This window comes from Gillisia limnaea DSM 15749, from assembly GCF_000243235.1.
GTDB lineage: Bacteria > Bacteroidota > Bacteroidia > Flavobacteriales > Flavobacteriaceae > Gillisia > Gillisia limnaea.
Genome location: NZ_JH594606.1, coordinates 2246056 through 2266049, shown reverse-complemented (window position 1 = coordinate 2266049; position 19994 = coordinate 2246056). Strand labels below are relative to the sequence as shown.

General features: G+C 38.5%; 15 protein-coding genes and 1 tRNA gene. 7 read left to right on the top strand and 9 right to left on the bottom strand.

The window, feature by feature from the left end; translation table 11 throughout:
- Positions 1-8: 8 nt before the first annotated feature.
- The 5 genes from GILLI_RS11925 to GILLI_RS11905 all read right to left on the bottom strand — a co-directional run bounded on the left by GILLI_RS11925 (position 9) and on the right by GILLI_RS11905 (position 4011).
- Positions 9-806 carry a MotA/TolQ/ExbB proton channel family protein gene (locus tag GILLI_RS11925; protein WP_006989366.1) on the bottom strand — a complete coding sequence of 266 codons (798 nt, stop codon included), beginning with the start codon at positions 804-806 and terminating at the stop codon, positions 9-11.
- 71 nt (positions 807-877) lie between these two features.
- Positions 878-965, bottom strand: a tRNA-Ser gene (locus GILLI_RS11920).
- Between the two features lie 69 nt (positions 966-1034).
- The gene (locus tag GILLI_RS11915) at positions 1035-2063 is read right to left on the bottom strand and encodes an asparaginase (RefSeq protein WP_006989365.1); all 1029 of its coding nucleotides are present in this window, start codon (positions 2061-2063) and stop codon (positions 1035-1037) included.
- Positions 2047-3189, bottom strand: coding sequence for a 1-acyl-sn-glycerol-3-phosphate acyltransferase (locus GILLI_RS11910; RefSeq protein ID WP_006989364.1), 1143 nt, complete (start codon positions 3187-3189; stop codon positions 2047-2049). Before GILLI_RS11910 ends, GILLI_RS11915 begins: the two co-directional genes overlap by 17 nt.
- A gap of 54 nt (positions 3190-3243) precedes the next feature.
- On the bottom strand, positions 3244-4011 hold the full coding sequence (locus GILLI_RS11905) for a TatD family hydrolase (protein ID WP_006989363.1): 768 nt from the start codon (positions 4009-4011) through the stop codon (positions 3244-3246).
- 51 nt (positions 4012-4062) lie between these two features.
- Between GILLI_RS11905 and GILLI_RS11900 the strand changes: the two genes are divergently transcribed.
- Positions 4063-4500: a retropepsin-like aspartic protease gene (locus GILLI_RS11900; protein WP_006989362.1), complete on the top strand. Its 438-nt coding sequence runs from the start codon at positions 4063-4065 to the stop codon at positions 4498-4500.
- A 386-nt stretch (positions 4501-4886) separates the two neighbouring features.
- Here GILLI_RS11900 and odhB read toward each other — a convergent pair whose 3' ends face one another.
- A complete protein-coding gene (gene odhB, locus GILLI_RS11895; RefSeq protein WP_006989360.1) occupies positions 4887-6227 on the bottom strand; it encodes a 2-oxoglutarate dehydrogenase complex dihydrolipoyllysine-residue succinyltransferase in 1341 nt (446 codons plus the stop codon).
- Between the two features lie 73 nt (positions 6228-6300).
- The gene (locus GILLI_RS11890; RefSeq protein WP_006989359.1) at positions 6301-9063 is read right to left on the bottom strand and encodes a 2-oxoglutarate dehydrogenase E1 component; all 2763 of its coding nucleotides are present in this window, start codon (positions 9061-9063) and stop codon (positions 6301-6303) included.
- 111 nt (positions 9064-9174) lie between these two features.
- Between GILLI_RS11890 and GILLI_RS11885 the strand changes: the two genes are divergently transcribed.
- On the top strand, positions 9175-9726 hold the full coding sequence (locus tag GILLI_RS11885) for a hypothetical protein (RefSeq protein ID WP_006989358.1): 552 nt from the start codon (positions 9175-9177) through the stop codon (positions 9724-9726).
- On the opposite strand, the gene GILLI_RS11880 is transcribed toward GILLI_RS11885, so the two are convergent.
- Entirely contained in the window at positions 9723-10697 is a 975-nt protein-coding gene (locus GILLI_RS11880) for a polyprenyl synthetase family protein (protein WP_006989357.1), read from the bottom strand. The two genes, GILLI_RS11885 and GILLI_RS11880, sit on opposite strands and share 4 nt — an antisense overlap.
- A gap of 231 nt (positions 10698-10928) precedes the next feature.
- On the opposite strand from GILLI_RS11880, the gene GILLI_RS11875 reads away from it, so the two are divergent.
- The 4 genes from GILLI_RS11875 to GILLI_RS11860 are packed head-to-tail and all read left to right on the top strand — an operon-like array spanning position 10929 to position 17586.
- Positions 10929-11531, top strand: coding sequence for a TetR/AcrR family transcriptional regulator (locus GILLI_RS11875; RefSeq protein ID WP_006989356.1), 603 nt, complete (start codon positions 10929-10931; stop codon positions 11529-11531).
- A 1-nt stretch (position 11532) separates the two neighbouring features.
- Complete coding sequence (locus GILLI_RS11870; protein ID WP_006989355.1) at positions 11533-12900, top strand: TolC family protein; 1368 nt, start codon at positions 11533-11535, stop codon at positions 12898-12900.
- Entirely contained in the window at positions 12890-14086 is a 1197-nt protein-coding gene (locus tag GILLI_RS11865; protein WP_006989354.1) for an efflux RND transporter periplasmic adaptor subunit, read from the top strand. The genes GILLI_RS11870 and GILLI_RS11865 overlap by 11 nt, the downstream gene beginning before the upstream one ends.
- 20 nt (positions 14087-14106) lie before the next feature.
- Positions 14107-17586 (top strand): efflux RND transporter permease subunit, encoded by a 3480-nt coding sequence (locus GILLI_RS11860; protein ID WP_006989353.1) that lies wholly within the window; start codon positions 14107-14109, stop codon positions 17584-17586.
- 72 nt (positions 17587-17658) lie between these two features.
- Here the strand turns inward: GILLI_RS11860 and GILLI_RS11855 are convergent, their stop codons facing one another.
- A complete protein-coding gene (locus tag GILLI_RS11855) occupies positions 17659-18018 on the bottom strand; it encodes a toxin-antitoxin system YwqK family antitoxin (RefSeq protein ID WP_040507006.1) in 360 nt (119 codons plus the stop codon).
- 220 nt (positions 18019-18238) lie between these two features.
- Here GILLI_RS11855 and aspS point away from each other — a divergent pair, with 220 nt between their 5' ends.
- The gene (gene aspS / locus GILLI_RS11850) at positions 18239-19987 is read left to right on the top strand and encodes an aspartate--tRNA ligase (RefSeq protein ID WP_006989351.1); all 1749 of its coding nucleotides are present in this window, start codon (positions 18239-18241) and stop codon (positions 19985-19987) included.
- Positions 19988-19994 lie beyond the last annotated feature (7 nt).

Below are 19994 nucleotides of genomic sequence, written 5' to 3'. Positions count from 1 at the left end.
ATATCTCTTTAGATTCTTTTTTTGTTTTTGTAGTCTACAAGCATATCAATTAAAATGATAGATGCATCTTCCATATCATTCACAATGCTATCAATTTTAGCAATGATGTAATTATAAAAGATTTGTAGAATAATCGCTACTATCAAACCAAATACCGTGGTAAGAAGCGCAACTTTAATACCTCCTGCTACCAGTGAAGGCTGCATATCTCCTGCCGCTTCAATTCTATCAAAAGCCTGGATCATCCCAATTACCGTACCCATGAACCCAAGCATAGGGGCCAGTGCGATAAATAAGGAAACCCATGATACGTTTTTCTCAAGTTGTCCCATTTGAACACCTCCATAAGCCACAACAGCTTTCTCTGCCGCTTCAATACTTTCATCTGCACGATCTAATCCCTGGTAGTAAATAGATGCCACCGGGCCTTTTGTATTTCTGCAAACTTCCTTAGCAGCTTCAATTCCTCCGCTGTTTAAAGCATCCTCTACATCCTGAGCCAATTTCTTGGTATTGGTAGTAGAAAGGTTTAAGAAGATAATTCTCTCAATGGCAATTGCCAAACCAAGAATTAAACATAAAAGTACGATCCCCATAAATCCGGGACCCCCTTCAATAAAACGTTTTTTAAGCTCCTGATGAAATCCCAATTCTTCTTCCTCTTGAACATCGAGGGCCGCTTCTTCATCCTGAACAAAATTCACGATGTTATCCGGTTGTGGGGACACGAAATTTGTCGCATTTACGTTTGCGGCTCCAAATAACATAATCGAAGCGATTACCAAAGTTGAAAATAATCTTTTCATTACTGTTTGTCTTAATTTAATTAGTTAAAGGGTTAAAGATATAAAAATAATTTTTTAATAAAAATACTTTGCAGAGAGGAAGGGATTCGAACCCTCGATACCCTTGTGAGGTATACACACTTTCCAGGCGTGCGCCTTCGACCACTCGGCCACCTCTCTATTAAGTAATTTTAACGGAGCGCCAAATAACAAAAAAAAATGTTTAACATCAAAAAGAAATCGTTAATTTTATAACATTTCACCCCGTAATGACGTCTCAAAGATAGTTTTAAAAACTTTTGGAGACAATTCACTCCCCAAAAGGTACATTAATTTTGCCACAGCTGCTTCGGTTGTGATGTCTTTTCCTGAAACCACCCCTATTTTTTTTAATTGGGTACTGGTCTCATATTGTCCCATGGATACACTTCCGGCAATACATTGGGTAACATTTACTATAATTAAACCTTTGGAAATATACTTTTTCAATAAATTTATAAACCAGGCATCCGTAGGTGCGTTTCCGCTTCCATAGGTTTCCAGGATCACACCTTTTAAATTTTTCTTTGAAAGCATATGTTCTACTGTACTTTCATTAATCCCCGGAAACATTTTCAAAATCAGGATCTCGTGATTGAAATTAATGTGCAATTTCGTTCTGCTCCTTCTGTTGGTTTTCCACAAAAAATTGTTATTCACAGATAAATGTACGCCAGATTCTGCCAAAGGAGGATAATTTGCAGAGGAAAATGCCTGAAAATTCTCCGCATTTATTTTTGTTGTTCGGTTAGCACGGTATAACTTGTACTCAAAATACAACCCAACTTCAGATATTACAGGCTTTCCCTGCTTTTGAAGACCTGCAATTTGTATGCTGGTAATCAAATTTTCCTTAGCATCTGTACGAAGATCACCTATAGGCAATTGAGAACCCGTAAAAATTATGGGCTTTGTCAAATTTTCGAACATAAAACTCAAGGCAGAAGCGGTATAGGACATGGTATCACTTCCGTGCAAAACAACGAATCCGTCGTAATTCTCAAAACGTTCTTCGATAATTTTCGCTATCTGAATCCAGTAAACCGGGTTCATATTTGAGGAGTCTATAGGTTCCTTAAAACTGACGGTATCTATGGTATGCTCCAGAAGTTTTAATTCCGGGATGCTTTGAAGCAATTCGCTGAAATTAAATACCTTGAGAGCTCCTGTTTCAAAATCCTTAATCATACCAATGGTTCCACCGGTATATATCAATAAGATTTTAGACTTTACTTTCATCCGGCGCTTCTTGGTTGATAACCGGATTCGCATACATCAACAGGTAACTATTTACTTCCAACGAATTTTTAAAATCGATTCTTCTCGTCAAACGACGCTCAAACTGTCTTTTTTGTTTCAGGGTATAGTGGCTGCTGTGCTCATCATTAGTATTCAGCAAATCACAGGCAATATAATTGGAGGGCCATAATTTATAGTTCCCCTGGATTTTCCTGTCTATAAGATCTGCTATTGCTTTTAATTGATCATTTACCGAACTTTCTTTTTCTTCAATAGCAGTTAGCAATTCCCTGGAAAGGACCTCTCCGGCACTTATATGGATACGCCCTTTATTGCCCAAAGCCCCTTTCATTATTGAATTAAAATCCTCATTCGCGGTTTTTACATAGGTCTCCTCCATCCTTTTGGCCATTATTTCAGGCATCTTCAGGACATCTGTAGGATCAAACTCGTAGGAAATATCGACGGGTACGATTTTTATTTCTGAAAAATATTCGGCGATACTTTTTTCCCCTTTTGCCATAGCAAGCATTTTCAAAACTCCCTGCTGGGTAAGATCATTGCCATCTTTGGTTCTTCCCTCCCGCTGTGCCATCCAAACCGATCTATTTTCTTCCAGCAAAAGATTTTTGATATATTCTGAAAGTTCATGGGAACTTTTGAGCATTTCCCTTGGACCTAATCCTCTTTGAACCAAAAAATTCCGGTTTAATTTAGAGAGCAACAATAAGAATGGTTTCTGCACGAGATTATCCCCAATAGCCGAAGCTGTCATGATCAAATCCTGTTCATACAATGCGCAGTTCAACAAACCCGTGTCAAGTAAAATATCCCTATGATTGGAAATAAACATATAGGACTGGTCCTTCTTAAGATCCTCAAAACCGCTATAGGTAAGCCCCTCTGAACTTTTTTCCAGAACTTTCCGAATAGATTGATAAATAACTTTTGACTGAAAATCCTTAATTGAATGACATTCAGAAATGATTTTTTCAATTTCTTCTGAAGATTTATCCGGAAATGTAAACACAAGCAATGCCCGGATCATGGGATGCTTAATATATTGTTGAAGCGCAGGTTGCACTTCAGAATCTTCATAAAATCTTATTTTCTCGAAGTTTGTCACGTATATTTCAAATTATCTTGACAAAAGAACAAAATTTATTATTAAATCTATGCATTACACTCCAAATATATCTTTGGAGTTTTGGGTGGTAATTGCGGCAACTTCTGCAACTGTGAGGGCATAGATAGAAGCTACTTTTTCGGCGATAATTCTTATGTAAGAACTCTCATTTCGCTTCCCCCTGTAAGGTGCAGGAGAAAGATAGGGAGCATCTGTTTCCAATACGATTTCTTTGATAGGTATTTCATTTAAAAATTTATCGATCCCTCCGTTTTTAAAGGTTACCACTCCCCCAATTCCCAGCTTCATATTATAGGATAAAGCTTTTTTAGCCTGAGAAAGATCTCCGGTAAAACAGTGAAAAATACCAAAGAGGTCCGATCCTTTTTCCGATTCCAGCACTTCAAAAACCTCATCAAATGCATCACGACAATGGATCACTATAGGAAGCTTCTTCCTTTTTGCAAGCTGAATTTGTTGCTTGAAAGCTATTTGCTGTTTTTCTAAAAGAGATTTATCCCAATAGAGATCGATCCCAATTTCACCCACGGCATAAAAATCCCTTTTTTCAAACTCCTTTTCTACCCGAAGCAATTCTTCTTTGTAATTCTCTTTTACAGAAGTTGGGTGCAACCCCATCATCAGGAAAATATTTGGAGGAAATTCTTTTTCCAGCCTGTACATTGCATCGACATGAGTGGAATCTATAGCCGGGATAAAGAAACGGGAAACCCCTTGCTCCAAAGCCTTTTGGACAACTTCTTTTCTATCTTTATCAAAATCTTCACTATATAAGTGCGTATGAGTGTCTGTTAAAATCATAAATGCAAAAATAATTTATTTTGAAGACCTATCTTTGCCAAAACAAAAAGAATGTCGTCTTTAAGAAAATTGATGGAAGATAAAGGATATCAGCGTATTAAGCTGAAATTCACCGAAACCCAACATTTTGAATTGGTCGCAAAGATCAACAAAATTGAAGGAAATTTTATTTTAGATACCGGTGCATCCAGCACCTGTGTAGGTTTCGAGGCCGTTACTCATTTTAAATTGCTGGCACAAGACAGCGAAGTAAGAGCCGCAGGAGCGGGTGCAACCAATATGCTTACTCAAATTGCCCAGCAAAACAATATCGAGATCAAGGGCTGGAGAACAAAAAAAATCGACCTCGTGTTATTTGATCTTACCCATGTAAACCAGGCTTTGGTAAATCATAAAGCCGAAAAAGTACACGGGATCATAGGAGCCGATATTTTGAAAAAAGGGAAAGCGGTTATAGATTATAAAAATAAAGCGCTCTATTTAAAGTAACCTTCAAAAAAGGGGGAAAACCCCCATAGCTTTTTTGACTTATTCGATTTAGATTTGTTTACAATAAGTCGAATATATGTTAAGCAAGATCAAAAAAGAGAGAATATCCAAAATTGCGATGCCTGTTCTGGCCGTAGCTGTAGTTTTGATACTTCTCCTTAATTTTTGGTCATTGTTCATATTATTTTGATTGATTTGAAGCCAAAATCATGTACCGTTGGATAAGCTCAAGAGCTTTATCAAAAAAAGAAAAATCCAGAATTTCGATGAAATCATGCCTAGCCGGAACGGGTGAGCATCGCGGAAGTAAAGCCGCTGTTGGATTTAAACACAAAAGGCAGCAATTTTAAAAATTGCTGCCTTTTGTGTTTTAAAAAACCGATTATCTATAGTTCCAACGCTCTTTTTACATCGTTGTCCATCAATAGTTCTTCAGGGTTTTCCAATGCTTCCTTCACTGCAACAAGAAAACCAACAGATTCTTTTCCGTCAATAATCCTGTGATCGTAAGAAAGTGCCACGTACATTATAGGACGAATCTCAACATGTCCATCTATAGCTACAGGACGATCCACTATATTGTGCATTCCCAAAATTCCACTTTGAGGAGGATTTATTATTGGCGTAGATAACATAGAGCCAAACACTCCACCATTGGTAATGGTAAAAGTCCCTCCAGTCATTTCATCAACCGTAATTTGACCATCTCTTGCTCTAAGCGCCAAACGTTTCACTTCATCTTCGACCCCGCGGAAGCCAAGGTTTTCTGCATTTCGTATTACTGGAACCATTAAACCTTTTGGACCTGAAACTGCGATACTAATATCTTTAAAATCATATTTAACCTGGTAATCTCCATCTAACATAGAATTAACATCAGGATAAAGGTCTAAAGCCCTCACAATAGCCAGTGTAAAAAAGGACATAAATCCTAATCCTACCCCATGCTTGTCTTTAAATTCCTCTTTATATTGTTTTCGTAAGCTAAATATTGCCGACATATCCACCTCATTAAAGGTAGTAAGCATTGCCGTTTCATTTTTTACTGCTACAAGCCGCTCTGCTACCTTGCGGCGCAGCATAGACATTTTTTTAGTGCTTTCCCCGCGTTTTCCAGTTCCCGGAGTTCCCATTGATGCTTTGGCCTGAACCGCATCTTCTTTTGTTATCCTTCCATCACGACCAGATCCACTTACAGTTTTAGTATCTATCCCTTTTTCATCCAGGATTTTTTTAGCAGCGGGAGATGGAGATCCTGTTGCGTATGTTTTATCATGAGTTTGATTGGGCGTACTGGATTTAGAAGTTTTTTCTTTCTCCGCCGGCGCCTTCTCACTGTCCCCCTTTTGGGGTTGTTTTTCCCTTTCTTTTGAAAGCTCCTTTTCAGAGTCGTCTACAGACCCTTCATCGCCACTGGGTTTTCCGGCCTCATCTGTTCCTGCCTTTTTCCCTTCAGGTTTAGATTCCTTATCATCAGACCCAGGCTTTTTAGCTTCAGTATCTATTAAACACACTACCTGTCCTACAGCTACGGCATCCCCTTCCTCAGCCTTAAGAGTAATAATTCCGCTTGCTTCAGCCGGAAGCTCTAAGGTTGCCTTATCACTGTCAATTTCAGCAATTGGTTGATCTTTTTCTACATAATCTCCATCTTCTACCAGCCATTGTGCTATTTCAACCTCTGTGATGGATTCTCCGGGAGAAGGAACTTTCATTTCTAAAGCCATGATTCTTTATTTTTAATTTTCTGCCTTTCTAAAAAAAGCAAGTTATTTTTATTATTAATTTTAAATTTATTGATTAAACCATCGTTTTATCAAACACACTTGCTATTACTTTTTCGTGACGTTTTTTAAACCGGACAGAACTTCCTGCAGCAGGTGAGCCATAAAATCTTCGGCTACATATCCTGAAATTCTTGGATTCCTCAAAATGCATCAACATATATCCATAAGCCCCCATATTCCTTGGTTCTTCCTGCGCCCAAACAATATCATCGGCATTTTTATATTTTTTCATGACCGCTCTCATTTTTTCTGCAGGCAAGGGGAATAACTGTTCCACGCGCACCAGGGCAACATCATCACGTTTATTTTCTTCTCTTGCTTCGAGAAGATCATAATAAAATTTTCCTGTACAGAAAACCAGAGTCTTGATTTTATCAACTGTAGCTTCGGCATCGTCTATTAACATTTGAAAACCACCTTCTGCAAATTCCTCTTTGGTAGATACCACTTTAGGATGCCTCAACAAACTTTTCGGGGTGAAAATTATCAAGGGTTTTCTATAATTTACTTTCATTTGCCGACGAAGAAGATGGTACATATTGGCAGGAGTGGTTACATCTGCAACAAACATGTTATCCTTTGCACATAGCTGTAAAAAACGCTCCATTCTTCCGGAGGAATGCTCTGCTCCCTGACCTTCATATCCGTGAGGAAGAAGCATTACCAATCCATTTTGAAGCTTCCATTTATCCTCTGCGGCAGAAATGTACTGATCTATCATTATTTGCGCTCCATTCACAAAATCTCCAAATTGTGCTTCCCAGATAGTAAGGGTTTTTGGACTTGCCATTGCATATCCATAATCAAATCCTACTACTGCATATTCTGAAAGGAGTGAATTATAAACGCTGAATTCTCCTGTTTTGCCGGGAATATTATTATGCAGAATGATCTCTTCTTCACTATCCTCCACTTTTACAACGGAATGTCTATGGGAGAACGTTCCCCTTTCGGAATCCTGCCCACTTAATCTAACGTTATAACCTTCCAACATTAGAGATCCATAAGCCAGATGTTCTGCCATAGACCAATCAAGGCTGTTATCTTTAAAGTACATCTTATCGCGGGCTTCGATCAATTTACTGATCTTCCGCATAAATTTTTTATCTTCCGGAAGTCTGGATACGGTTTTCGCAACTGTATTTAGTTTTTCAATGTTAAAAGTGGTATCCACTTCCTGCATCATAGTATCCTCTTCAGCATTCTCAAAGCCCTCCCATTCATCTTTCATAAATGGAGTGATTCTCGTGGTATCCTCTTTACGGGAACTCTCCAGTTCTTTCTCCAGTTTCGCTTTGTAATCATCCTCCAGCTTTTGAACATAGCTTTCATCAATTACACCGCTTTCTATAAGTTTTGCAGCATAAATATCCCTAGGGTTTTCGTGCTTCGAGATAGCTTTGTATAATTTTGGCTGTGTAAACCTTGGCTCATCTCCTTCATTGTGCCCGTATTTTCTATAGCCTAAAAGATCTATAAACACATCTCTTTTAAATTCCATTCTAAAGTCCAGTGCAAATAAAACAGCATGAACTACCGCTTCGGCATCATCTGCATTTACGTGTAATACCGGAGAAAGTGTAACTTTTGCAACGTCGGTACAATACGTAGATGAACGGGCATCCAGATAATTAGTGGTAAAGCCTATTTGGTTATTTACTACTATATGAATAGTTCCTCCTGTTTTGTATCCATCCAATTGTGCCATTTGCACAATTTCATATACCAATCCCTGGCCAGCGATAGCAGCATCTCCGTGTAAAATAATAGGCAATACCTGGGAGTTGTTGTCCTTAAATCTATTATCTTGTTTAGCACGGGAAATTCCTTCCACAACCGCTCCAACGGCTTCCAGGTGAGATGGATTTGGGGCAAGATTGATATTTATTTCCTTTCCGTTACGGGTTTTTCTTTTGGTAGTCCACCCCAGGTGATATTTCACGTCTCCATCAAAAATATCCTGCTCGTAATCCTTCCCATCAAATTCACTGAAAATATCTTTGGCACTTTTTCCGAAGATATTGGTAAGGGTATTCAATCTTCCTCTATGCGCCATTCCCATAACAAAATCTTTAACCCCAAGATCTGCTGCCTTTTCAATAATAGCATCCAAGGCTGGGATCAAACTTTCGTTCCCTTCAAGTGAAAATCTTTTTTGACCAACGTATTTGGTATGCAGGAAAGACTCAAAAGAGACTGCATGATTGAGTTTTGAGAGAATGAATTTCTTGTCTACATTACTGAAATCAGGCTGATTATCATTTACATTAAGCTTGTTCTGTATCCAGGAGATCTCTTCTGGTTTTCTTATGAACATATATTCAACCCCGATGGACTGACAATATATTTTTGAAAGATGTTTTATGATTTCTTCAAGAGTGGCATGTCCTATCCCAATAATTTCTCCGGCGTTGAAGACGGTTTTAAGGTCATTTTCGGAAAGTCCAAAATTCTCGATATCCAGCGTAGGAGTGTATTTTCGTCGCTCCCTAACAGGGTTGGTAAGGGTGAATAAATGTCCTCTAGTGCGGTATCCTTCTATAAGTTTAATTACCCTAAATTCTTTTTCAAGATTTTGCAATTGTGGCTCACAGTAATCCTCGTCTGTAGTTACTTCTTCTCCCGAAGGGTTAGATGATCCTTCCTGACCAAAGTCAAATCCCTGAAAAAAAGCTCGCCAACTAGGCTCAACACTGTCAGGGCTTTTTAAATATTGTTCGTAAAGTTCGTCGAAATACGCTGTACTTGCAGCGTTAAGAAATGAAAATTTATCCATAATTTGAAACTAATGTTCCTTTTGTTATAAAACAAGGCAAAAATACAATTTTTAGAATTTATAGCTTATAGAAATCATTATATTTATCGAATCCATTAAAAGAACTTTAACATGCCAACTTTTGTTTATTATTCACAAAAAGCTCATTTATTCCTGATTTTCGCCTTAGCACTTTCATCAACAACTTTTTTTGGACAGATCAAAGAAAGAGAGAATTCTGAGACAAAAAATCAATTCTGGCAACAGGTTCGTTTTGGAGGAAGTGTGGGACTTAGTTTTGGTAACGGCAATTTTACCGGGGCTCTTGCACCTTCAGCAATATATGATTTTAATAAAACTTTTTCTACAGGTATAGGTTTGAGCGGGGCATATTCCAGCCAAAATAATTTTAAGGCCACCAGCCTGGGAGGAAGTTTGATTGGTATGATGAGACCAATTAAGGAAGTGCAACTTTCGGCAGAATTTGAACAACTTAATATTACTCGTCGCTATGAATTTGACGGCGCCAATATTAAAGAACAGGATTGGGTTCCTGCTTTATTCCTTGGGGTTGGTTACAATTTAGGACCTGTGGTTACAGGGGTGCGGTATGATGTCCTGCACGATAACAACAGAAGCTTTTACAGCAGCCCTTTTATGCCCTTTGTGAGTGTTTACTTTTAAACTTCTCTTTCCATAAGCATACTTCCAAATTTTTTGAGCAGGTTTTTTTTATCCTCAGGAATCTCGATTTTGTCAAGTACCTCAAAGGCCTTTTGAGTATATTTCCCAATTTCTTCCCTTGCGAGCTCTTTAGCGCCGCTCTCCTGAAAGATACTTTTTACGGCTTCAATTTTTCCTCCGGCATCAATAGGATTTATGGAATATAAATGTTCCAGCTGCCGGGCTTCTGTACTTTTGGCCTTTTGAAGAGCCGTTAGATATAAAAAAGTTTTTTTGTTTTCAATTATATCGCCTCCAAGTTGCTTTCCAAAGGTTTCCGGATCGCCAAAAGCATCCAGGTAATCATCCTGTAACTGAAAAGCGATTCCCAGAAGGCAGCCATAATCATAAAGCGCTTTTTTGCAATCCTCTGAAGCACCGCCTATAATAGCCCCCATTTGCAGGGAAGCCCCTACAAGAACTGCCGTTTTATATTCTATCATTTTGAGATAATCTTTTATATCAACATCCTCCCTATCCTCAAAATCCACATCATATTGCTGACCTTCACAAACCTGAATGGCAGTTTTAGTAAAAAGCTGCGCCAATTCCTTGAAAACAGGACCCTCATAATTTTGAAAAAGCTGATACGCATTTATCAACATGGCATCTCCGGAAAGTATCCCCGTGTTTAAATCCCATTTTTCATGCACCGTTGCTTTCCCCCTTCTTAAAGGAGCATCATCCATAATATCATCGTGAACCAGCGAAAAGTTATGAAAAACTTCAATTGCTAAAGCCGCATCCAGGGACTTTTCATAAGAAGTGTCAAAAATCTCTGTAGCCATTAAAACCAAAACCGGCCTTAAACGCTTTCCTCCTAAATTAAGGATATAGGTAATTGGTTCGTATAAATTTGCAGGCTCTTTAGTAATGATCTTTTTATTTAAATATCCTAAAAAAGCTTCGCGATATTGAGTAATGGATAACATTGTTAAAATTTTCGGCTAAAATACCATAATTGGCCCAAAGTTATATTCCTTAAGTTAAATTAAAATCTAAAAAAATAATAAGAAACTTTTTGGGTTTTTAAAGTTTCCTAAAGTATCTTTGCAGTCGCAGAAAATAAATTACTCAGGAAATCGCAAGAGGATGTCAAGGAAAAAATATCACGAATTTCGATGAAATTTCCGGGGAATTAAATTTGTTGGAGGGATTGAAATATGAAAGAAGAAATTATTATAAAGGCTGCAGATCTATTTCTGAATTTGGGATTTAAAAGCGTGACTATGGACGACCTGGCCAATGAGTTGGGAATTTCAAAAAAAACTATCTATTCCCATTTTCCAAACAAGGCAAAACTCGTTCAAGCTTCCACCCTATTTATTTTAAATACAATCGATCAGGGAATCGAGAAAATAAAAGAAAAAGAATTAAATGCGATTGTCGAAATGTTTGAAATCAAAAATTTCGTAATGAATCATTTAAAAAACGAAAAATCTTCTCCTCAGTTTCAGCTTCAAAAATACTACCCGCAGGTATACAAGTCTGTGCAAAATCATCATTTTGATACCATGCAATGTAGCATTAACGACAATCTTGAAAAAGGCATTAAAGAAGGCTTATACAGGGAAAACATTCCTTTAGAATTTATTGGCAAAATTTATTTCCTGTGCGTTTCTGCCATAAAAGCCAGTGATCTTTTTCCCCCAGAACAATTTTCTATTATGGAAATAAATGAAAAATACCTGGAGTATCACTTGAGGGCTATTGTTACTGAAAAAGGACTCAAGACTTTAAAAGAATTTTTACCAACGGAATACTAAGATGAACAAAATAAGTACTTTTATTATCGCCTTGTTTTTTACCCTGGGGTCTTTTGCCCAGGAGCAGGAGGAGAATAAATCCTATTCCTTCTCCCTACAACAGGCGGTCGAATTCGGGTTGAAAAACAATTATTCTTCTCAAATTTCTACCAAAGAAATAGAAAAATCCTTAAAGCAAAAGTGGGAGATTATCGCCCAGGGGTTACCTCAAATTTCGGGAAATGTAGATTATCAAAACCAACTTAAGCAGCCGGTGACTTTACTTCCTGCAGAACTTGCCGGCGGTGAGCCGGGAACCTTTGTTCCTGTAAGATTTGGCACGCAACAAAATTTAAGCGGAACGGCTACCTGGAACCAGCTTATTTTTGACCCTTCCTATATCGTTGGGATACAATCTGTAAAAACACTGCTATCAATTTCAAAAAATGCAAAAACAAAAACAGACCAAGAAGTGAAACTTGCCATTATCAATGCATATGGTAATGTTCTTTTATCGAGGGAAAGTGTGAGTATTCTGAAAAAAAATATTGAAACCCTGGATAAAAATTATCGAGACACCCAAAAAATATTTGAAAATGGTCTTGCTGAAGAAGAACATGTGGAACAACTTGAAATAACCTTGCTGGGATTGAAAAACAACCTTAGCAGAAGTGAGCGTATGCAGGACATCTCCTTTGAAATGCTCAATCTCACCCTGGGACTTCCCGTAGACACGGAAGTTACTTTAACCGAAGATCTTGATGGTCTGGCGATGGAATATTTTGACCTTGGCTTATTGGCCACAAAAATTCCTGTAGAGGAAAATATCGATTATAGAATTGCTGAAAATCAAGCCGAGTCTGCTAAAATATTTGTGAGGCTGGAACAGGCCAAAGCATTACCTACCCTTACAAGTTTTGTGAATTACGGCTTTCAGGGCTTTAGCGAAAAATTTACTTTTTTTAAAGATAGCCAGGAATATTTCACGCAGTCTATCCTGGGCGTAAGTTTAAACATTCCCATTTTTAGCAGCGGATTGCGGGGTGCAAGAACCCAACAAAAGAAAATTGAATATGAACAGGCCTTGTTACAGCTGGAAGAAACCAAAAATAAGGTCCAACTCGAAATTAATTCCGCAAAAAGCGACTACGAATTTAGCCTGGAGAATTATCAAACACAAAAACGAAATCTGGAACTTTCAGAAAGGATTGAAAACAAAAATCAGATTAAATTTTTTGAGGGTCTTGCCAGCAGTTTTGAACTAAGCGAGGCACAACGACAATTATATGCTGCGCAGCAGGAATTGCTGCAGTCTATGTTAAATGTAATTACCAATAAGGTAGCCCTGGAAAACCTACTTGATACTTCAAAATATTCCGATGAAAATTAAAATATCAGATCATTTAAACGCTATGAAGAAAATAATAACCTTGTTGTTTATAAGCCTGCTTGTAGTTTCCTGTGGAAATTCAGAAAAAGGAAGCCTGGAAGAAATTATAAAAACCGATGATCTTACTGCTATAAAAAGCAAAAAGATGGAATTAAGCAAGCAGCAAAGCGAACTTACGGCCAAAATAGACCAATTGGACGCGGCAATAGACAGACTGGATCCAAACAAAAATTTAGCATTGATTCGCACCGAAGTTGTAAATGATACCGTTTTTAATCATTATACAGAGGTTCAGGGCGATGTGGCTACAAAGGAAAACATCCTTATTTATCCCGAATATTCTGGATTGCTTACCAGAGTTTATGTGAAAGAAGGTGACCGGGTTACAAAGGGCCAGACCCTGGCAAAAATTGATGACGGTGGACTTTCCAGTCAGCTTGCGCAAATCGAGGCTCAGGCTTCGTTGGCAAAAACCACTTTTGACCGTCAAAAAAGGTTATGGGAACAGAATATAGGATCTGAAATTCAATATCTGGAAACTAAAACAACCTATGAAGCAGCCCAGAATTCCGTAAATCAACTAAAATCACAATTGGGAAAAACTACGGTGAGAGCTCCTTTTAGCGGAGTGATCGATGAAGTGATTTCAGATCAGGGACAGGTGGTGTCTCCTGGACAAAATCAATTATTTAGATTGGTGAATCTTGACAACATGTACGTTCAGGCTTCGGTTCCCGAAAATTATTTGAACCAGATAAAAACCGGAACGTCGGTAATTGTCGAAATTGGAGCAATTGGAAAACAGTTTGAAGGAAAAGTGAGACAGGTAGGAAATTTTATAAATCCAAACAACAGAACATTTCAAATAGAAGTAGCAATTCCAAATGAAGAAGGGCTGGTAAAACCAAACTTGATCGCAACGGTGAAACTGAACGATTATAGCGCAGAAAATGCAGTGGTCATTCCGGAAAATACCATTCAAAAAAACTCGATGGGAGAAAGTTTGGTCTATATCCTTGAACCTGAAAGCGACTCCACCGGGGTGGCGAAAAGAGTTAAGGTAGAAACCGGATATTCCTATGGAGCATCTGTAGAGGTCACAAACGGACTAAAGCCCGGAGATCTTTTAATTACTGAAGGCGGTAAAAACTTACGCGATCAACAAAAAGTAAAAATAAAAAATTAAGCAGCTTTATTTCATTTCCTATGAGTAAGAAGATAGATAAAGAATTTGGCATTGCATCCTGGGCAATAGATAACAGGATGACGGTTTACGTGATAATTGCCATCGTATTGGTGGGGGGATTACTCTCCTACTACAGCATGCCACGGGAGTCCTTTCCTGAGATTATAGAAACAAAAATATATGTTAGTTCTGTTAACCCTGGAAACTCTGCTGAAGATGTAGAGAAATTTATTACAGAACCTTTGGAACAGGAATTCAATAATGTTGGAGGTATCGTAGAAATAAGCTCTACCACTTTTCAGGATTACTCCATGGTTATTGTTGAATTTGATGATGAAATTGGAGTAGATATTGCCAAACAAAAGATTAAAGATAAGGTGGATCTTGTAAAAGCAGAAACTACCTGGCCCACGATGGATAATGGCGCTAAAGTAGAACCCAATGTTTTTGACCTGAATCTTTCAGAAGAAATGCCCATTCTCAATATCAATCTTACGGGAGATTATACCGTTCAGCAGTTAAAAGACTATGCTGAATATCTTCAGGATAAGATCGAGATCCTCTCTGAAATAAAAGAAGCAACCATTCGTGGAGCCGAGGAAATGGAAGTAGAAATTGCATTAGACCCCTATAAAATGTCTGCCTCCCAGGTGAGTTTTACAGATGTTGTGAATGCGGTTAGTGCAGAGAACCGTACCATTTCAGGAGGAAATATCATCTCTAATAGTTTTCAGAAAAATATCAGGATCATTGGAGAAGTGGAAGATCCAAAAGAACTTGAAAATGTAGTTGTGAAACGCGACGGCGGTACCATTTTTCTTAAAGATATCGCACTTATACAATTCCAGGAAAAGGATCCCACAACCTTTGCCCGGGAATACGGGGAGCCAGTTGTTATGCTGGATGTAAAAAAACGCAGCGGCCGTAATATGATCGAAGCTGTAGATAAGATTAAAGAAATAATCGCTGTAGAACAGGAAACTTACTTCCCGGAAAATCTTGAAATTTCATTAACCAATGATCAATCCACTAAAACCCAGAGCCAGGTGGATGACCTGGTAAACAACATTATTTTTGGGGTGATACTGGTAGTAGTGGTTTTAATGTTTTTCCTGGGCTTCAGGAATGCGTTGTTCGTTGGATTTGCTATCCCTCTTTCTATGTTTTTATCTTTTATAATCCTTTCCAGTCTTGGTTTTACCCTCAATACCATGGTGCTCTTTGCATTGGTAATGGGACTGGGAATGTTGGTGGATAACGGGATTGTGGTGGTAGAAAATGTTTATTCCCTTATGGACGAGGGAATGCCACGCCTGAAAGCCGCAAAACAAGGTGTTGGCGAGATTGCCTGGCCAATAATTGCTTCTACAGCAACCACTTTAGCGGCCTTTTTCCCATTGGGATTATGGCCTGGAACCATAGGTAAATTTATGGTGATTTTCCCAATGACGCTTTCCATCGTTTTGGGTTCTTCGTTATTTGTCGCTATTATCATAAATTCAATGCTAACCTCCAGGTTTATGAAAACCGAGGAAAAGGAATTCACAAAACGAAAGCTTATCCGTTTTAGCGTAATCCTTAGCGTACTGGGATTGGTCTTTCTAATAAGCGGATTTGTAGCAAATGTTGGTGGCCTGAAAGCCATTGGAAACTTAATGATTTTTGGAGCGATTATGCTCTGGGTTTACAAATATATACTTTCAAAAGGAGTAGACTATTTCCAGTACAAAGCTTTGAAAAAACTTGAGAATAGCTATGAGCGATTTTTGAAATTCGCGCTTCGGAAAAAGAAAGCCTATGTTTTCTTCTTCGGAACATTGCTATTATTGATATTTTCCTTTGTTTTGGTAGGTTTGGTTCAACCAAATGTTTTATTCTTTCCCGAAAATCAGCCAAACCAAATCATCACGTATATTGAATACCCGGAAGGAACTGCGATTGAAAAAACCAATGAGCTTACCAAACAGGTGGAGGAGAAGATCTTTGAGGTAATCCGGAAGTATGAGGATGAAAATGGATACAATTATATGGTAGAATCTGCGATTTCACAGGTTGGCCTGGGCGCTGGAAATCCACAAACCGATGGCGGCCAGCAAAACGATATCCCACATAAAGGAAAAGTAACTTTATCCATGAGGGAATTCAATGAACGGCGCGGAGTCAAAAGTAGCCAGGTTTTGGCTGAAGTACGCGATGCAATTCAAGGTTTTCCCGGAGCTTCCATAATTGTAGAGAAGGATGCTGCAGGTCCACCTTCCGGATACCCTATTAACATCGAATTAAAGGGAGAAGATTATGAACAATTGCTCATGCAGGCAGAACAGGTGCGTTCTTTTATTCAGGAGCTGAATGTTGCCGGAATTGAAGAATTAAAGATTGATGTTAATAAGTCCAAATCGGAACTTGATGTAAGGGTAAACCGTCAAAAAGCAGGGCTGCTTGGAGTTTCTACTTCTGCAGTAGGACAAACCTTAAGAAGATCCATTTATGGAGAAGAGGTTTCTACCTATAAGGATGGGGACGATGATTATGAGATAAATGTACGCTTTAATGAAGCCACCAGATATAACGAGAACGCGCTTTTTAACCAACCTGTAACTTTTAGAGATCAAAACACCGGAGAACTTGTCCAGGTTCCAATTTCTTCTGTTATCGAAACAGAATCCACTTCGGCTTTTAATTCGATAAAAAGAAAGGATTTAAAGCGGGTTATTACTATTTATTCCAACGTGCTTGAGGGATATAATGGAAATGAAATTGTTGAGCAGCTTAAAAGTTCATTGAACAATTATGACCTTCCTGCCAATACAAATCTCGCCTTTACAGGGGAACAGGAAAAACAAGCCGAAAACATGGACTTCCTTCTTAAAGCTTTACTCTTTGCTTTGGGAGGTATCTTATTGATTCTGGTTGCGCAGTTCAACTCGGTTTCAAAACCTGTTATTATATTAATGGCGGTAGTCTTGAGTTTAGCGGGCGTTTTTCTGGGTATGGTCGTTTTCCAAATGGATTTTATTATCATTATGACGATGATGGGAATTATTTCCCTTGCAGGAATCGTAGTGAACAATGCCATAGTACTTATAGATTATACCCAGCTGCTCATTGACAGGAAAAAAGAGGCCTTGGGCTATGAACCTGAAGAATTATTGACCCGTGCCGAATATTTCACAGTTATTGTTGCCGGAGGTAAATCCAGGTTACGGCCTGTTTTATTAACCGCAATTACAACAATTCTAGGGCTGATCCCATTGGCAGTTGGTCTCAATGTGGACTTTTTTAGCTTGTTTACAGATTATGACCCTAAATTATATATAGGAGGAGATAATGTGATTTTCTGGGGTCCATTGGCCTGGACTGTAATCTTTGGATTGTTCTTCGCCACCTTCCTAACATTGGTGGTAGTACCTGTGATGTTCTATCTGGTAAACAGAAATAAGGTTTCTATTCGCAACAAACGTGCTGCCCTTAAAAGGCTCAAAGCTATGAGGCAGGCTTAAGCATAGATTCATACAATAGAAAACCCCGAAACCATAAGGCTTCGGGGTTTTCTTTATTTAGTATTAAAATAATTAGTTCCTTGTAACCAAAGTACCTTTATAATCATATTTGGCAACCTCGGCAATTCTATTGTTGCTATAATCCACCTCTGTTAATTCATTTGAAGACCAAAAAAACCATTTCCCGGTTTTTTTTCCTTCTTCATAATTTGCCATGGCAACCTTTTTACCGTTTTGGTCATAAGAAATCCATTTTCCATGAAGTTTCCCATCCTTATAGGTTCCTTCCTGGCTAACATTTCCATCTTCAAAATAAAAAGTTCCTTTAATTAAATCTCCCTGCTTTTCAAAATCAGGCTTAATTTCCTGGGCTGACAGGGTTACACTGAACAGAAAGGCAACCACCACCAACATTGATTTTATATTCTTCATAGCTTTTATTTTTTCTTGTAATTTCCCTCTTAAGATACTAAAAATTTGCATTTAAACAATGTTTAGGTAACATTAAATTAACATTGGAAGGAATAAAAATTCTTGATAAAGCTTCAGCTGCCAATAGATAGTCCAAAATAGGACTTATTTTTATCGGCTTTAATCATTAGAAACCACCATAACTTCTTACTTTTGCCTCTCAAAATTTCAAGAAATCAATATGTACAGAAGTCATACCTGTGGTGAATTAAGAAAAGAAAATATTGGCGAGGAAGTGATCCTTTCGGGTTGGGTCCAGAAGCTTAGGAACAAGGGATTTATGATGTGGGTAGACCTTCGGGACAGGTATGGAATAACCCAGCTTATTTTTGATGAGGAACGCACCTCAAAAGAGATCATGGAGCAGGCCTCTCAACTTGGGCGTGAATATGTAGTGCAAATCAAAGGAAAGGTAATAGAAAGGGAATCCAAAAACCCACAACTTCCTACAGGGGATATTGAGATACTTGTTTCAGAATATGAAGTGCTGAATGCTTCTTTAACACCACCTTTCACCATTGAAAATGATACCGATGGCGGAGAGGAACTCAGGATGAAATACCGTTACCTGGACATTCGCAGAAATCCGGTAAAGGAAAGTCTTATGTTTCGTCATAAAGTGGGAATGCAGGTAAGAAATTATCTATCCAATCAGGGATTTATTGAAATTGAAACTCCTTATCTTATTAAATCCACTCCTGAAGGAGCAAGGGATTTCGTAGTTCCAAGCCGGATGAATGAAGGTCAGTTTTACGCTTTGCCACAATCTCCTCAAACCTTTAAACAACTTTTGATGGTTGGAGGAATGGATAAATATTTCCAGATTGTAAAATGTTTCAGGGACGAAGATCTACGGGCAGACCGTCAGCCGGAATTCACACAAATTGATTGTGAAATGGCCTTTGTAGAACAGGAAGATATCCTGAATACTTTTGAAGGTCTTACAAAACATTTACTGAAAGAAATTCGCGGATTTGAGATCGATAATTTCCCCAGAATGACCTATGCGGAAGCGATGCGGAAATATGGAAATGACAAGCCCGATATTCGCTTCGGGATGGAATTTACAGAATTAAACGATCTTGCTAAAGGAAAAGGCTTTCCAATTTTTGATGACCAGGAATTGGTTGTTGGGATTGCCGTACCGGGTGCCGGAGCATATACCAGAAAAGAAATAGACAACCTTGTAGCCTGGGTAAAGCGGCCTCAAATTGGTGCAAATGGCCTTATCTGGGTTAAATACAACGAGGATGGAAGCTTAAAATCTTCGGTTGATAAATTTTATTCTCAGGAAGATCTTTTGAGTTGGGCCGGGTTATCCGGAGCGAAGGCCGGAGATCTAATTCTTGTAATGTCCGGCGAGACCAATAAAACCAGAACTCAATTAAGTGCACTTAGAATGCACCTGGCAACCGAATTAGGGTTGAGAGATCCAAATGTATTCGCTCCTCTCTGGGTATTGGATTTTCCGCTTTTAGAATGGGATGAGGAAACAAATCGTTATCACGCCATGCACCATCCCTTTACCTCCCCAAAACCAGAAGACATCAAATTACTGGAAACAAATCCTGGAGCTGTAAGGGCAAATGCATATGATCTTGTGCTTAACGGAAATGAGATAGGAGGCGGTTCCATCAGGATTCACGATAAAGCTACCCAGGCAAAAATGTTTGATTATCTGGGATTCACTCCCGAAGAAGCAAAAGAACAATTTGGATTTTTGATGAATGCTTTCGAATTTGGGGCACCTCCACATGGGGGAGTCGCTTTTGGTTTCGACAGGCTTGTGGCTATATTGGACGGAAAAGAGACAATCCGGGATTATATCGCATTTCCTAAAAACAATAATGGTAGAGATGTTATGATAGATGCCCCGGCCAAACTGGATGAAGCGCAACTCAGGGAACTTCATCTCGAGGTGAAATTATAAAATTTTA

What these genes read in the sequence shown, in the direction of transcription:
- GILLI_RS11925 (WP_006989366.1), bottom strand. Translation starts at nt 806, where the DNA reads ATGAAAAGATTATTTTCAACTTTGGTAATCGCTTCGATTATGTTATTT.
- GILLI_RS11915 (WP_006989365.1), bottom strand. Translation starts at nt 2,063, where the DNA reads ATGAAAGTAAAGTCTAAAATCTTATTGATATATACCGGTGGAACCATT.
- GILLI_RS11905 (WP_006989363.1), bottom strand. Translation starts at nt 4,011, where the DNA reads ATGATTTTAACAGACACTCATACGCACTTATATAGTGAAGATTTTGAT.
- GILLI_RS11900 (WP_006989362.1), top strand. Translation starts at nt 4,063, where the DNA reads ATGTCGTCTTTAAGAAAATTGATGGAAGATAAAGGATATCAGCGTATT.
- odhB (WP_006989360.1), bottom strand. Translation starts at nt 6,227, where the DNA reads ATGGCTTTAGAAATGAAAGTTCCTTCTCCCGGAGAATCCATCACAGAG.
- GILLI_RS11890 (WP_006989359.1), bottom strand. Translation starts at nt 9,063, where the DNA reads ATGGATAAATTTTCATTTCTTAACGCTGCAAGTACAGCGTATTTCGAC.
- GILLI_RS11885 (WP_006989358.1), top strand. Translation starts at nt 9,175, where the DNA reads ATGCCAACTTTTGTTTATTATTCACAAAAAGCTCATTTATTCCTGATT.
- GILLI_RS11880 (WP_006989357.1), bottom strand. Translation starts at nt 10,697, where the DNA reads ATGTTATCCATTACTCAATATCGCGAAGCTTTTTTAGGATATTTAAAT.
- GILLI_RS11875 (WP_006989356.1), top strand. Translation starts at nt 10,929, where the DNA reads ATGAAAGAAGAAATTATTATAAAGGCTGCAGATCTATTTCTGAATTTG.
- GILLI_RS11870 (WP_006989355.1), top strand. Translation starts at nt 11,533, where the DNA reads ATGAACAAAATAAGTACTTTTATTATCGCCTTGTTTTTTACCCTGGGG.
- GILLI_RS11865 (WP_006989354.1), top strand. Translation starts at nt 12,890, where the DNA reads ATGAAAATTAAAATATCAGATCATTTAAACGCTATGAAGAAAATAATA.
- GILLI_RS11860 (WP_006989353.1), top strand. Translation starts at nt 14,107, where the DNA reads ATGAGTAAGAAGATAGATAAAGAATTTGGCATTGCATCCTGGGCAATA.
- GILLI_RS11855 (WP_040507006.1), bottom strand. Translation starts at nt 18,018, where the DNA reads ATGAAGAATATAAAATCAATGTTGGTGGTGGTTGCCTTTCTGTTCAGT.
- aspS (WP_006989351.1), top strand. Translation starts at nt 18,239, where the DNA reads ATGTACAGAAGTCATACCTGTGGTGAATTAAGAAAAGAAAATATTGGC.